The sequence below is a fragment of the Cellulomonas hominis genome, from assembly GCF_005239125.1.
In the GTDB taxonomy this organism is placed as follows: Bacteria; Actinomycetota; Actinomycetes; order Actinomycetales; family Cellulomonadaceae; genus Cellulomonas; species Cellulomonas hominis_A.
The window spans coordinates 24,292-36,839 of record NZ_SZYE01000015.1; the positions used below are offsets into that span (position 1 = coordinate 24,292).

Consider the following 12,548-nt stretch of genomic DNA (forward strand, 5'->3'; position numbering starts at 1 on the left):
AGAGGCTCCCCGTGTTCCTCGCACTGCGCGAGCTCGCGTTCGCGCGCACCCGCTTCGGCCTGATGGGCGCGGTCGTCGCCCTGATCGCCGTCCTCATGGTCCTGCTCTCCGGCCTGTCCTCCGGGCTCGTGATCGACGGCGTCTCCGGGCTGCAGCGCAGCCGGATCGACGCCCTCGCCTTCGCGGAGGGCACCAAGACCGACTCCGCCTTCACGCGCTCCGAGGTCACCGCCGCGCAGCGGGACGCCTGGGCGGCGCAGGACGACGTGGCCGACGCCGAGCTGCTCGGGACGGCGATCGTCAACGCCAAGAACGACGACGGAGCCCCCGTCGACCTCACGCTGTTCGGCGTCGAGCCCGGCGGGTTCGTCGCACCCGAGGCGGCCGACGGCCGCGACCTCGCCGCGGAGGGCGAGGTCGTGCTGAGCGCCACCGCGCGGGACGAGGGCATCGCGCTGGGCGACGTGATCACGCTGGACCGGCTGGGCACGCGGCTCGAGGTCGTGGGCTTCGCGCCGGACCAGCGCACGTTCGGTCACGTCGACATCGGCTACGTGGCGCTGCGGACCTGGCAGGAGGTGCACGCCGGGGTCGGCGCCGGCGAGGCGGTGCCGGGCGACGCGTACGACGTCGCGAGCGTCGTGGCCCTCCGGTCCGCCGGGGGCGCGATCGACCTCGCGGCCGGTGACGCCGCGGCCGGCACGTCCGCCCGCACGATCGCCGACGCGTTCGACTCCTCGCCCGGCTACGCGGCCGAGCTCATGACGATGCAGCTGATCCAGGGCTTCCTGTACGCGATCTCCGCGCTCGTCGTCGGGGCGTTCTTCACGCTCTGGACGGTGCAGCGGACGCGGGAGCTCGCGGTCATGCGCGCCATCGGGGCCTCGACCCGCTACCTGCTGACCGACGGCCTGATGCAGGCGGCCATCCTGCTGGTGGGCGCGACCGCCGTCGGCGTCGCCGCCGGCCTCGGCCTGGGGGCCCTGCTGGGCGGGACGGGCATGCCGTTCTCGCTCGAGGTGGGCCCGGTCCTCGGCGGCGCGGCGCTGATCGTCGGCCTCGGGCTCGTCGGCGCCGCCGTCGCCACCACCCGCATCGTCTCCGTCGACCCCGTCACCGCCCTGGGAGAGAACCGATGACCGCCACCGCGCGCACGCAGACCCGCACCGGTCTGGAGCTGTCCGACGTCACCCTGTCGTTCGGGGACGGCGACCAGGTGGTGACCGCCCTCGACCACGTCGACCTGGTGGTGGAGCCGGGCGAGATCGTCGCCGTGGTCGGCCCCTCCGGGGCGGGCAAGTCCAGCCTGCTGGCGGTGGCCGGCGGGCTGACCCGCCCCACGTCGGGGTCCGTCGTCGTCGACGACACCGAGCTGACCGGCATCTCGCCGCGGGCGCTCGCCCGGTTCCGCCGGGACCACGTGGGCTTCGTGTTCCAGTCCGGCAACCTGGTGCCCGCCCTCACCGCGGTCGACCAGCTCCGGCTGGTCGAGTCGATCACCGGCCGGCCGGCGACGCTGCGACCCGAGGCGCTGCTGGCGGCCGTCGGCATGGCGGACCGCGCCGGACGGCGCCCCGGCCGGCTGTCCGGCGGCGAGCGCCAGCGCGTGGGCATCGCCCGGGCCCTCGTCGCCTCGCCGTCCGTGCTGCTGGTGGACGAGCCGACCGCGGCGCTCGACCGCCGGCGCAGCCACGAGATCGTCGAGCTGCTGGCCCGCGAGACGCACGAGTTCTCCGTCGCGACCGTGATGGTCACCCACGACCACGACGTGCTGGAGCACGTGGACCGCGTGGTCGAGATGGTCGACGGGCGGCTGCGGCCCGCCTGATCCGGACGCCGCACCCCGCTCCGCCCGGCCCGGGACCTCCCGGGCCGGGCGGAGCCGTGCCGGGAGTCAGCCCGCCGTTCCCGCGGTGCCCGCGGTGCCCGCCGTGCCCGCGGTGCCCGCCGCATCGCCCAGGTAGCCCTCGAGCAGCGCCGCGGTCGCGGCGTACGCGCGCTCCAGGTCCCCGGTCTGCTCGACCCGGCGCGACGCGGCGTGCACCAGGGAGTTGACCAGCTCGGCCGTCGTCTCCGGGTCCGGGACGCCGAGCTCGGTGAGCGCGTCCAGCACCGGGTGCAGGAGCTGCTCGTGGAACGCGCGCGACTCGCGTGCCAGGTCCTCGGCCGGCGCCACCACCGCCAGGGTGCGCGCCAGCGCGTGCTCGCCGTCCGCGACGAGCTCCAGGTTCGCGCGGACGAACGCGAGCACCCGCTCGGCGGGCCCGGGGGCGGCGGCCATCGCCGCGTCGAGGCGCTCCTGCCAGCGCGGGAACGAGTCGCTCACGACCGCCCGCAGCAGGTCGTCCCGGGACTGGACGTACTGGTAGACGCTGGACCGCGACAGCCCGGCGCGCGCCCCGACCTCCGCCAGCGACGGCACCCGGTCGGGCTCCGCTGTCAGCAGGGCACGCGCGGCGTCCAGCAGCGCGCGACGGCGCGCCGCGCGGTGCTCCGCCACGGTCGGGGCGGCGATTCGCGGCACGTCCTCATCCTCCGCAGGTCCTGGGGGCCCGGTGCCCGGCCGCCCACTCTAGGGCGCGCCCGGGCCGGCGGGGGCGGGCCGCGTGCGGCGCGCCGGTCAGCCCCGCGCCATGCGCCGCGCCGCCCGCATCCCGAACACCGCCGCCGGCCCGATCGTCGACCCCGGCCCGGGGTACGTGCGCCCCATCACCGACGCCGAGCTGTTCCCCGCGGCGTACAGCCCGGCGATGACGCTGCCGTCCTCCCGCAGCGCCCGCCCGTCCGCGTCGGTGAGCACCCCGCCCTTGGTGCCGAGGTCGCCGATGACGACCCGGAACGCGGTGAACGGCCCGCGCTCGAGCGGGCCGAGGTTCGGGTTCGGGTGCACGGTGGGGTCGCCGTAGTACCGGTCGTAGGCGGAGTTCCCGCGCCCGAAGTCGCCGTCGACCCCCGAGCGGGCGAAGCCGTTGAACCGCTGCACGGTGGCCCGGAACCGGGCGGGGTCGACGCCGATCCGGTCCGCCAGGTCGGCGAGCGACGCCGACTTCACGTACAGGCCCGCCTCCGCCAGGGCCCGCAGCGCGCGCGGGTCCAGGGCGTAGTTCCGCAGGTACCGGCGCGCGTGCCGGGCGTCGGCGACCAGCCAGTACGCGCCGTCGGGGTCGTGCTCCAGCATGTGGTGGCCGAGGTCGACGTAGGACTCGGACTCGTTCGCGAACCGGTCGCCGCGGGCGTCGACCATGATCGAGTACGGGAGCGACCGCTCGCCGACGAGGAACCCCGGCGGCTCGCCGGGGGCCGGCGACGCCACCGAGGCGCCCCACCACGCGTCGTCCATCAGCTCGACGGCGGCGCCGGCGGCCTGGGCGATCTCGATCGGCCGGCCGACGTTCCCCGGGTTGCCCGAGGGGGCGCCGTCGATGCCGTGGAACTTCTGCCGCCACTCGGTGTTGTGCTCGAACCCGCCGCCCGCGATCATCACGCCCCGCCGGGCGCGCACGGTGACCGGTCGGCCGTCGCGGGTGACCCGCACGCCCGTGACGCGGCCGTCCTCGACGACCAGCTGCTCCAGCGGGCTCTCCAGCCACAGCGACGCGCCCCCGCGCTGCACGACGGCGTCGAGGAACGACGTCGCCAGGGCGGCCCCGATGCCGGCGAGCCGCTGCCCGCGGGCCACCGCGCCGAGCGTGCGGAACACGAACCGGGCGCCGCGCACGAAGCCCGCCGGGGTGGACCAGGCGCGCTCGAGCAGCCACATGTCGTCGGTCTTGATGGGCAGCGGGACCAGGGCGCGGCAGGTCGACCACCAGTCCCCGATCACCTTGGTGTCGAGCGGCTGCACCTCGATCGCGCGCCCGATCTTGCCCCCCGGCAGCTCGGGGTAGTAGTCGGGGTAGTCCGTGGCCCGCACGAACCGCATGCCGTGCCGCTCCGCCGTGGTGACGAAGTCCTCGACGCCGTCGACGAACGCCTCCTTGCGCGCGCGGTCCGACGCCCGGCCGGCGTCGCCCACGCTGGCGTCGAGGTAGGTGAGCGCCTCGGCGCGGGAGTCGCCGACGCCGTCCCGCCGCATGAGCGGGTTGTCCGGCAGCCACATGCCGCCGCCCGACATCGCGGTGCTGCCGCCCCAGCGGTCGGTGCTCTCCAGCAGGAGCACGCTCAGGCCCTCGTCCACCGCGCCCAGCGCCGTGGCGAACCCGGCGGCGCCGGTGCCCACCACCACGACGTCGTAGGTGTGCTCGTCGCTCGTGCCCATGCGGTCCTCCTCGACCCGAACCGGACACCGATGTCCGCTTGTCGCCCAGCATGGCCCGCGGCGGGGCCGCGCGCAACGGCCGGGGCGGGATCAGGCGCCGTCGGGGGTCGTGCGGGCGGCCCGGTCGACGACCTCGTCGTCGTCGGCCCCCTCCGCGGGCACGACGAGCGTCGCCGGGGGCAGCGCGTCGGGCGCGTCGACGAGCAGGCCGCGCAGCCCGAGCACCAGCGCGCGCCGGACCAGCGGGCCCGCGCGCTCGGGGGTCTCGGTCGCGAGCACGCCCTCCGCCATCGCGAACAGCAGCCGGAGGTCCTCGGCGGTGACGTCGGGCCGGACCCGCCCGCGCGCCCGCGCGCCGGCCAGCGCCCGGTCGAGCAGGACCCCCGCCCGGCGCTCGACGTCCCCGACGGCCGGGTCGTCGGCGGCGTGCACGGCGGCGAACAGCCCCGGGGCGGCGACCTGCTGGGCGCCGATCTCGGCGACCAGGTGCTCGACCAGCCGCTCGGGGGGCAGGGTGCCGACGTGCCGCTCGAGGGCGTCGACGCGGGCGGCGTACACCGCCGCGACCAGCGCCAGCCGGTCGGGGAAGTGCCGGTAGAGCGTGCCCCGTCCCACCCCCGCCCGCTGCGCGACGCGGTCCAGCGGGACGGCCGCCCCCTCCTCGCGGAAGACGGCCTCCGCCGCGGCGACGATCAGCCGCCGGTTGCGCACCGCGTCCCGTCGCTCCGCCACGGTGCCGAGGGTAGGGGACGGGGCGCCCCGGAACGCCCGCGCGGGGCCGGGTCGTCGTGCGAGGCTCGGGCGCATGACCCCTGCCGACGAGCGTCGCGCGCGCCCCGCGGACGACCCCGACCTGCTCGCGGTCGTCGACGCCACGCCCGCGGAGGAGCCCGCCCAGGACCGCGCCCCGCGCCGCGCGCCCCGGTGGCTGCCCCTGCTGGCCCTCGCCGTCCCGGTGGTGGTCGTCGTGGCGGTGCTCGGGTGGCGGGCCGCCGCCGGTCCCGCGTTCGACCCCGACGTGGCGGGGGACCGGGTCGGGCAGGTCGCCGACGGGATCCTGGCGAGCGCGGACGGCGCCGGGTTCGCCGCGTCCGGTGCCAGCGGCCCCGGCACCGCGATGAGCGGCGGGTCCTCGGACGCCCCGGAGCCCGGCGCCCACGACGTCACGGTCGTCTGCGCGTCCGAGCGCGGGCGCGGCGCCCACCTGGCCGTCGCGGTCGCCGGCGAGACCGTCGGCGAGGCCGACGTCGCCTGCTCGGACGGGGCCGACCCGGACGCGGACCCCCTGGTCACGGTGCTGCCGCTCGACGAGCTGGGCGCGGGCTGGTCGTTCGCGGTCGAGTCGGGGACGCGGGCGGCGGTCGCGGTCGTCCTGTCCTGAGCGCGCGGGTCACCCGCGGCGCGTGACGACGCGGCGCGCAGCGAGCGGGAGAGTGGCCGGGAGGCGGTTCGGGAGGGGGCGGGTGGCGGTGCTCTACCACATCCGGGTGGTCGGCCCCGAGCGCGACCTCGGCGGCCTGGGCGACTTCGCGGACATCGTGGCGGCGCCGACCGGGGACGGCGCGATCCTGTCCTGCGAGGTGCCGGACGCCTCCGGGCTGACCGGGGTGGTGGCCCTGCTGTGCGACCTCGGGGTGGACATCGCGGAGCTGCAGGCGGTGACCGGCCGGTCGTGAGGGGGCCGGTCGCGGGTGGGCGCCCGGGGCTCAGCCCAGCACGCGCAGCGCGGGGGCCCACGCCGGCGCCGGCAGCGGCCCGTACAGCCGCAGCACCAGGCTGAACGGGCCCGGGGGCACCGGCAGCCAGCCCGCCCGCCCGAGCGCGTCGACCGGCTCGTCGTGCTGGAGCGTGACGGTCAGCGAGCCGTCTGGTCCCCAGGGCAGGTCCGGGGTGGCCGGGCCGAGCGCGTACCGCCGGGCGCGGTTGGCGACGAGCTCGCCGGACGGCTCCGCGTGCGCGGCGAGCGACCAGAGCAGCCGCGCGGGCGGCGGCGTGCGCAGGGTCATCCGGTACCGGCGGTGGCCGTCGAGCGGCTCCCCGTCGACGAGCCGCCAGCGCAGGGTGCGCACCTCGTCGGGCTCGGGGGCGTGCAGCTCGTACTCGGCGGCGACGGCCCGGTGCAGCGCCGCCGCCACGCCTGCCCCGTCCGCCGCCGCACCCGTCCCACCCGTCGCCCGCGCCCCGCCGGCGCCCTGCCCCTCCCGGCGCAGGGCGTCCGCGAGCTGGGCCGCACCGAGCGCCGCCCCCCGTGCGACGAGCACCCGCGTGCGTCCGTCGGTCCGGTGCCCGTCGTCCGCGTGCTGTCCCGCCCCGGGCAGGCCGAGCCCGGGCAGCACGCCCAGCCGCACCCACCTCCCGACCCGCCGCCGGTCCGCCGGGTCCGCGGGCGGGGCGACCCGGAGCAGGAGCGCGAGGTAGTCGACGAAGCCGGCGCCCCAGGCGCGCTCCTCGTCCCACCGCAGCCACCCGGGCGAGGGCGCGGGCCGGGGCGGCAGCACCCCGCCCAGCGCGTGCAGGGGCCGCACGCGGTACGCGTGCTGCAGCTCCCGGGCGACGCGCAGGCCGCCCGGTCCGGGCACGGCGGTGCGGGCCAGGACCCGGACGAGCGGCGAGCCGGATCGCAGGACGCCGCGCACGCCCGGCGGCACCCGGCCGTCCCAGCCGGGCCCGGCCACCGCCCAGTCGCCCGCCTCGGCCCCCGTGCCGGCCGCCCCGAGGTGGGCGACCGTGCGGGCCAGCAGGTCCACGACCTGCAGCCCGGCGTACCGGCCGGGGGGCAGGTCGGGGTGGCCGACGACGGCCGGCTCGGCACGCAGGTCGAGCCACCCGCTGGACCGGAGCAGCAGCGGGTCGCCGTGCCGGGTGCCGTCGCCCGGCGCGGGCGGGCCCTCGTCGTGGTCGAGGACGCCGAGACCGGCTCGGCTGGTCCGCAGCTGGGTGCGCAGCTCCCGGTAGCCGAGCAGCGCCGGGCGCGCCCAGACGAGCGCCTCCGCGGCGGCGCGGACCACCTCGGCGTCGTGCGGGACGGGCACCGGGGCGGGCAGGGTCTCCGGCATCGCCCACCGCCCTCGCACCGTCCGACCGACGTCCCCAGCACAGCCGTGCCGGTCCCCGGACCGCCTCACCCGCGGTGTGTGAAACCCCGGGCGCCGGCCGGGCTCATCCGCGGCGGATGAGGCAGTCACGGACATCATGACTCGCGATCAACCGGAACGTGTCACTCTGGGGGAGGAGTGCACCGGGGACCGCGAGCAGGCGAGATCCGGTGAGGCCGAGCACGCGTCGGGGGGCGTGGACATGGACGCTGGTGACGACGGCGACAGGACAGCACCGCAGGGGGACCCGGGGACGGGGCGCGGTCGGGCGGCACCCGGGGGGAAGTTCACGGTGCCGCGGCCCCCGCGCGGGCTGGTCCCGCGGTCGCGGTGCGACGAGGCGCTCGCGGCGACCGTGGCCGCGCACCGGCTGACGGTGGTGAGCGCGCCGGCCGGCTACGGCAAGACCACGCTGCTCGCGCAGTGGGCGGCGCGCACGGCCGACCCGGTCGCCTGGGTGTCGCTCGACCCGCTCGACGACGAGCCCGGCCGCCTGGTGCGCGTGCTGGGCGAGGCGCTGGCCCAGCTGGCACCGGGAGCCGGACCGGACGACGAGCCCGCGGCCGACCGCGCGCTGGGGACGCTCGCCCGCCGGGTCGACGCCCTGGTCGCCGCCCTGGAGGGGCTGCCCCCGGAGGCCGTGGTGGTGCTCGACGACGTGCACCTGCTCTCCGCCCGCACCGCGCGGGAGGTGCTGGGGCCGGTGCTGCGGTACGCCGGGCCCCGGTTCGTGCTCGCCGGCCGGTACGACACCACGCTGCCGGTCAACCGGATGCGGATGGCGGGCGAGGTCGGCGAGCTCCGCGAGCGCGCCCTCGCGTTCACCGCGCGGGAGGTCGCCGACGTGGTCCGCGCGGCCGGGGTGCCCGCGGACGACGCGGCGGTCCGCACGCTCTGGGAGATCACCCGCGGCTGGCCGGTGGCGGTGCGGCTCGCGCTGGCCGCCGACGTGCTCGCGGGCTCCGGCGTCCCGCTGGCCCAGCTCCGGGACCGGGACGTGCCGATCACGGGCTACCTGGTCGAGGAGGTCATCGGCTCGCTCCCGGAGGACCTCGCGGACTTCGTGCTCCGCGCCAGCGTCGCCGCGCAGGTCGACCCCGAGCTGGCCGAGGCGCTGGTGCCGGGCGGGGCGCGGCTGCTCGACGAGTGCGTCCGCCGCGGGCTGTTCCTCACCGACGTGGGCGACGCCGCGGACGCACCGGTGTACCGGTGGCACGCGCTGGTCGCCGCGCACGCGCGGGCGGTGCTGGCGCGGCGGGACCCGCTCGCCGCCCGGGTCGCGCACCGGGTGGTCGCCGCGCACCTCGGGCCGCGCGACCCCGCCGCCGCCATCCAGCACGCGCTGGACGGCCTCGCGCCCGACCTGGCGGCGCGGGTGCTCGGCGAGCGGTGGCCCGACCTGGTGGTGCGCGGGGACGTCGGCCAGGTGCGGGGCCTGCGCGCGGCGCTGCCCCCGCGGTACCGCAGCGACCCGGACGTGCTGCTGGCGCTCGCGGCGGCGCACGCCCACGACGCCGACGGCGGGAGCGACGGCGGCCGGTCGGCGTGGGTCGGCGAGCTGGTGCGGACGTTCCTCGGCCCGGGGCGCCCGCCGCTGGGGGAGTCGGTGCGCCGCGGACGGGCGCTGCTGGACGACCGGACCGGCGGCGGTGGCGCCCCCGGGGACGCCGCCCGCGCGCTCGGCCTGTACCTTGTGGGGCGCGCGGAGCTGCAGCAGTACGGCCCCGACCCGGCGGCGCTCGACCACCTCGCGGCGGGCGGCGTCCTCGCGGCCGAGCGCGGCTGGGTCGCGCTCGAGATCGGCTGCCACGCGGAGGAGGCGCTGGCCGCGGCGCTGCGCGGCGACGCCGGCGTGGCGCTGGCCGCCGCGCGGTCCGTGCTCGCCGCCGCGGCGCTGCACGACTGGCAGGGCGCGAGCATCGTGGCGTCCGCGCACCTGGCCTGCGGCGTCGCGTCCTACTGGCGCGACGACCTGTACGCCGCCGCGGACCACCTGGACGCCGCGATCGAGGCCGCCGGCCGGAACCGGCGGGAGGTGGCCGTGCACGCGGCGGGCGTGCTCGCGATCGTCTGCCTGGCCCAGGGCGACGCGCCCGGCCTGGCCCGGGCGCGGGAGATCACCGACGCGCCGTGGCCGGACGGCTCGGCGCCCGAGCACCTGCCGGCGTTCCGGGAGTTCCTCACGGCGGTGCAGCTCGCCGCCGAGGACCGCCCGCGCGAGGCGCTCGCGCGGGTCGACGACACGGCCGTGACCTTCGCCGACCCGCTGGCGCTCGGCTGGCAGAGCGACCTGCTGCTGCGGATCGGCGACATCGAGGGCGCGGAGCGCGCGCTGCGGGCCGCCGAGCACGCCGCCGCCCGGGCGGGGGCGGCGCTCGGCGCGACGCCCGGCCACGTGCGGGTCGCCAACCTCGCGGCGGCCGCGGCGCTGCACGCGGACGAGGACGCCTCCGCGGCGCACCTGGCCCTGGAGGCCGCCCTCGCCGCGGCCGAGCCGCACGGGTTGGTCCGGCCGCTGCGGGACCGCGCCGCCGCGCTGCACCCGCTGCTCTCGGCGCACCTCGAGTGGGGGAGCGCGCACGAGCCGATGGTCACGCGGCTGCTGGTCGCCGAGCACGAGGCGCCGACCCCGCGGGCGTCCGCCTGGGACCTGACGCCCCGGGAGCGGGACGTCCTCGCCTGCCTGCGGTCGTCGCTCACGTCCGAGGAGATCGCCGGCTCGCTGTTCCTGTCGGTCAACACCGTGAAGACCCACATGCGGGCGATCTACCGCAAGCTCGGGGTCGGCGGGCGCCGGGACGCGGTGCGGACCGCGGTCCAGCGCGGGCTCCTGTGACGTGCGGCAGGACGGCGGCACCCCCCGACGCCGCCGCCCTGCCTCCCGGCCCGCCCGGCCCCTCGACCGGGCCGCGACCGGGCCCCGGTCAGGTCGCCACGGGGCGCAGCTCGCCTCCGTGCACGATCAGCGCCCAGAGCACCGTCACGCACAGGGCGATCGACACCAGCGACCACCAGGGCGTCGCCGGCAGCGCCACGAACTGGAGCAGCAGCTGCAGACCGACCAGGACCACGGCGGCGACCCGCGCCCAGCCCGCGGCCGTGGTCAGGAGCGAGACGCCGACCAGGAAGACGAGGGCCGCCACCGCGAGGTGCACCCAGCCCCAGGTGGAGACGTCGACCGTCGCCAGCCCGTAGGTCGTCCAGGCGACGATGGTGTGCGGCGAGAACACCGCGACCAGGCCGCTGAACATGCCCCACAGGCCCATCAGGATCATCAGCAGCGCGGCGAACCAGATCCAGCCCACCCAGGCGCTCTCCCGGCGCCGGACCGGCGCACCGGCCCCCTCGTACGCAGACGTCCTCGACATCGTCGTCCTCCTCACCGCCGGGACGACGCCCGGCCGCGGCGACCGCTCAGGCGTTCTCCTCGAACGCCGCGCGCAGCCGCGCCTCCTCGTCCTCGGACAGGTTGGTCTGGATCAGCTCGGGGTGGATGCCCTGCTCCTTGAGCGCCGCGACCACCTTGTCCGGCACCGCGCCGGACGACAGCAGGAACAGGGCGGAGGTGCCCGGCGTGACCTTGCTCCGCACCGAGTCGATGAAGTCGTCGTCGATGCCGACGTCCGTGAGCGACCCGGCGAGCGCGCCGGCCGCCGCGCCGATCGCGGCGCCGATCAGCGGGACGAAGAACAGCAGGCCGAACAGCATGCCCCAGAACGTGCCGCCCAGGGCGCCCGCGGCCGCGAGGCTGTGCGCCTGCCGGGTCTTCGGCTTCGACTTGTCCGGGTCCCAGGACACCGTGGCGGCGTCGTGCACCTGGATGAGCTCCTGCTTCGCCAGCGACTCGAGCACCTGCTCGGCCTGCTGGGCGCCGCCCGGGGTCTCGAACTTCCACACGCTGAGAGTGGCCACCGTCGTGCTCCTTCGTCGGTCGGGTGGGTCCCGCGGCCCCGTCGCCGGGGTGGGACCTCTGCCAGCGTCCCGGCGTCGCCGAGCCGCGCGCATCGCCCGGGCCGGGTGACCCCGTGGCGCGCGGGCGGCCGCGGTCCCGCGGGTCATCCGCCGCGGACGACGCCCCCCGGGCCCTCCGGGGGCGACGCTCGTCGCGAGCACCGACGACCGGGGGGAGTCGCCATGCCCGACGACCGCGCCGTGGGCGCGCCGCGCCAGGCGCTGTCCGCCGTGGCCGCCGCGGCGGGCCTGGCCCTGGTCCTCGCCCGCGCCCGGGCCGGGGTCGCGCTCGAGCCGGTCGCCTGGGAGGTCGCGGCGCAGCTGCTCGGCGCCGCTGCGCTGCTGCTGCGCCGCGAGACGGTGGCGCTCGCCGTCTGCCTGCCGCTGTGCCTGCTGTCGCCCGTCGCCGCGACCCCGGTCGCGCTGTACCTGGTCGCGCGGTGGGCCGGCCCGCGCGCGGTGGGGCTCGGGCTGCTCGCGTCGCTGGTGGCGGTCTGGCCCGTGTGGCGGCTGACCTCGTACCGGTCCGGCGTCGCGGTGCCGCTCGTGCTGCTCCTCGCCGTGCTCGTGCCCTGGCTCGCGGGGCGCTGGCAGCGGTCGGCGGCCGCCGCGGCCGCGCTCCGGGCGGAGCGGGAGCGGGCCGCCGCGGAGGCCGCTGCCCTCGCCGTCCGGCGCGCCGAGCGGACCCGGCTCGCCGGCGAGCTGCACGACGTCGTGGCGCACCGGATCACCCTGATGGTGCTGCACGCGCACCTGCTCGACGACGACTCCGCCGCCCCGGCGGTGCGTGCCGCGGCCGGGGAGATCTGGGACACCGGGCGCGCCGCCCTGGAGGAGATGCGCGAGGTGCTGCGCCTGCTGCGGCACGAGCCCGGCGAGGACGGGCCGGCGCGGCACGCGCTCCCGGAGGTCGAGGGCCTGGTCGCCGCCGCGCGCGACGTCGGCCAGCCGGTGACGGCCGTGGTGGCCGCCGCCCACCGCGAGCCGCCGGACCCCGCCGAGCGCACCGCCGTGCGCGTCGTCCGCGAGGGCCTCACCAACGCCGTGCGGCACGCGCCCGGCGCGGGCACGCGGGTGCTCGTCGAGGACGCCGGGCCGGAGCTGCACGTGCAGGTGCTCACCACCGAGGCGAGCGCGGCGCCGGCCGGCCTGACCACCGGCGGCACCGGGCTCGCCGGGCTGCGCGAGCGGGTGGCCCTCGTCGGCGGGCGGCTGGACGCGGGCCCGACGCCCGCCGGCGGCTT

12 protein-coding genes are annotated in these 12,548 nt (G+C 78.3%); 6 read left to right on the plus strand and 6 right to left on the minus strand.

Annotated elements, in window-relative coordinates:
- Positions 1–11: 11 nt before the first annotated feature.
- Positions 12–1,139, plus strand: coding sequence for an ABC transporter permease (locus FA014_RS03865; RefSeq protein ID WP_195969155.1), 1,128 nt, complete (start codon positions 12–14; stop codon positions 1,137–1,139).
- Complete coding sequence (locus FA014_RS03870; protein WP_154728386.1) at positions 1,136–1,828, plus strand: ABC transporter ATP-binding protein; 693 nt, start codon at positions 1,136–1,138, stop codon at positions 1,826–1,828. Before FA014_RS03865 ends, FA014_RS03870 begins: the two co-directional genes overlap by 4 nt.
- Before the next feature lie 66 nt (positions 1,829–1,894).
- Here the strand turns inward: FA014_RS03870 and FA014_RS03875 are convergent, their stop codons facing one another.
- The 3 genes from FA014_RS03875 to FA014_RS03885 form a co-directional block, all read right to left on the minus strand.
- On the minus strand, positions 1,895–2,524 hold the full coding sequence (locus tag FA014_RS03875; RefSeq protein WP_154728387.1) for a TetR/AcrR family transcriptional regulator: 630 nt from the start codon (positions 2,522–2,524) through the stop codon (positions 1,895–1,897).
- A 96-nt stretch (positions 2,525–2,620) separates the two neighbouring features.
- Positions 2,621–4,258 carry an FAD-binding protein gene (locus tag FA014_RS03880; RefSeq protein ID WP_154728388.1) on the minus strand — a complete coding sequence of 546 codons (1,638 nt, stop codon included), beginning with the start codon at positions 4,256–4,258 and terminating at the stop codon, positions 2,621–2,623.
- Positions 4,259–4,348: 90 nt separating this feature from the next.
- The gene (locus FA014_RS03885; protein ID WP_195969156.1) at positions 4,349–4,990 is read right to left on the minus strand and encodes a TetR/AcrR family transcriptional regulator; all 642 of its coding nucleotides are present in this window, start codon (positions 4,988–4,990) and stop codon (positions 4,349–4,351) included.
- A gap of 73 nt (positions 4,991–5,063) precedes the next feature.
- Here FA014_RS03885 and FA014_RS03890 point away from each other — a divergent pair, with 73 nt between their 5' ends.
- Both FA014_RS03890 and FA014_RS03895 read left to right on the plus strand, forming a co-directional pair.
- Positions 5,064–5,639, plus strand: a complete 576-nt coding sequence (locus FA014_RS03890; RefSeq protein WP_154728390.1) for a hypothetical protein — start codon at positions 5,064–5,066, stop codon at positions 5,637–5,639.
- Positions 5,640–5,721: 82 nt separating this feature from the next.
- The gene (locus FA014_RS03895; protein ID WP_154728391.1) at positions 5,722–5,934 is read left to right on the plus strand and encodes a hypothetical protein; all 213 of its coding nucleotides are present in this window, start codon (positions 5,722–5,724) and stop codon (positions 5,932–5,934) included.
- Positions 5,935–5,964: 30 nt separating this feature from the next.
- Here the strand turns inward: FA014_RS03895 and FA014_RS03900 are convergent, their stop codons facing one another.
- A complete protein-coding gene (locus tag FA014_RS03900; RefSeq protein ID WP_195969157.1) occupies positions 5,965–7,314 on the minus strand; it encodes a DUF1254 domain-containing protein in 1,350 nt (449 codons plus the stop codon).
- A gap of 331 nt (positions 7,315–7,645) precedes the next feature.
- Here FA014_RS03900 and FA014_RS20570 point away from each other — a divergent pair, with 331 nt between their 5' ends.
- Positions 7,646–10,189: a LuxR C-terminal-related transcriptional regulator gene (locus tag FA014_RS20570; RefSeq protein ID WP_230322846.1), complete on the plus strand. Its 2,544-nt coding sequence runs from the start codon at positions 7,646–7,648 to the stop codon at positions 10,187–10,189.
- Positions 10,190–10,277: 88 nt separating this feature from the next.
- On the opposite strand, the gene FA014_RS03910 is transcribed toward FA014_RS20570, so the two are convergent.
- Both FA014_RS03910 and FA014_RS03915 read right to left on the minus strand, forming a co-directional pair.
- Positions 10,278–10,721, minus strand: a complete 444-nt coding sequence (locus tag FA014_RS03910; protein ID WP_154728393.1) for a DUF7144 family membrane protein — start codon at positions 10,719–10,721, stop codon at positions 10,278–10,280.
- Between the two features lie 46 nt (positions 10,722–10,767).
- A complete protein-coding gene (locus FA014_RS03915) occupies positions 10,768–11,265 on the minus strand; it encodes a DUF1269 domain-containing protein (RefSeq protein ID WP_154728394.1) in 498 nt (165 codons plus the stop codon).
- Positions 11,266–11,487: 222 nt separating this feature from the next.
- On the opposite strand from FA014_RS03915, the gene FA014_RS03920 reads away from it, so the two are divergent.
- The coding region (locus FA014_RS03920) for a sensor histidine kinase (RefSeq protein ID WP_154728395.1) at positions 11,488–12,548 on the plus strand (1,061 nt) is incomplete at its 3' end.

Coding starts and splice junctions, on each gene's coding strand:
- FA014_RS03870 (WP_154728386.1), top strand. CDS start 1,136: ATGACCGCCACCGCGCGCACGCAGACCCGCACCGGTCTGGAGCTGTCC.
- FA014_RS03880 (WP_154728388.1), bottom strand. CDS start 4,258: ATGGGCACGAGCGACGAGCACACCTACGACGTCGTGGTGGTGGGCACC.
- FA014_RS03890 (WP_154728390.1), top strand. CDS start 5,064: ATGACCCCTGCCGACGAGCGTCGCGCGCGCCCCGCGGACGACCCCGAC.
- FA014_RS03900 (WP_195969157.1), bottom strand. CDS start 7,314: ATGCCGGAGACCCTGCCCGCCCCGGTGCCCGTCCCGCACGACGCCGAG.
- FA014_RS03910 (WP_154728393.1), bottom strand. CDS start 10,721: ATGTCGAGGACGTCTGCGTACGAGGGGGCCGGTGCGCCGGTCCGGCGC.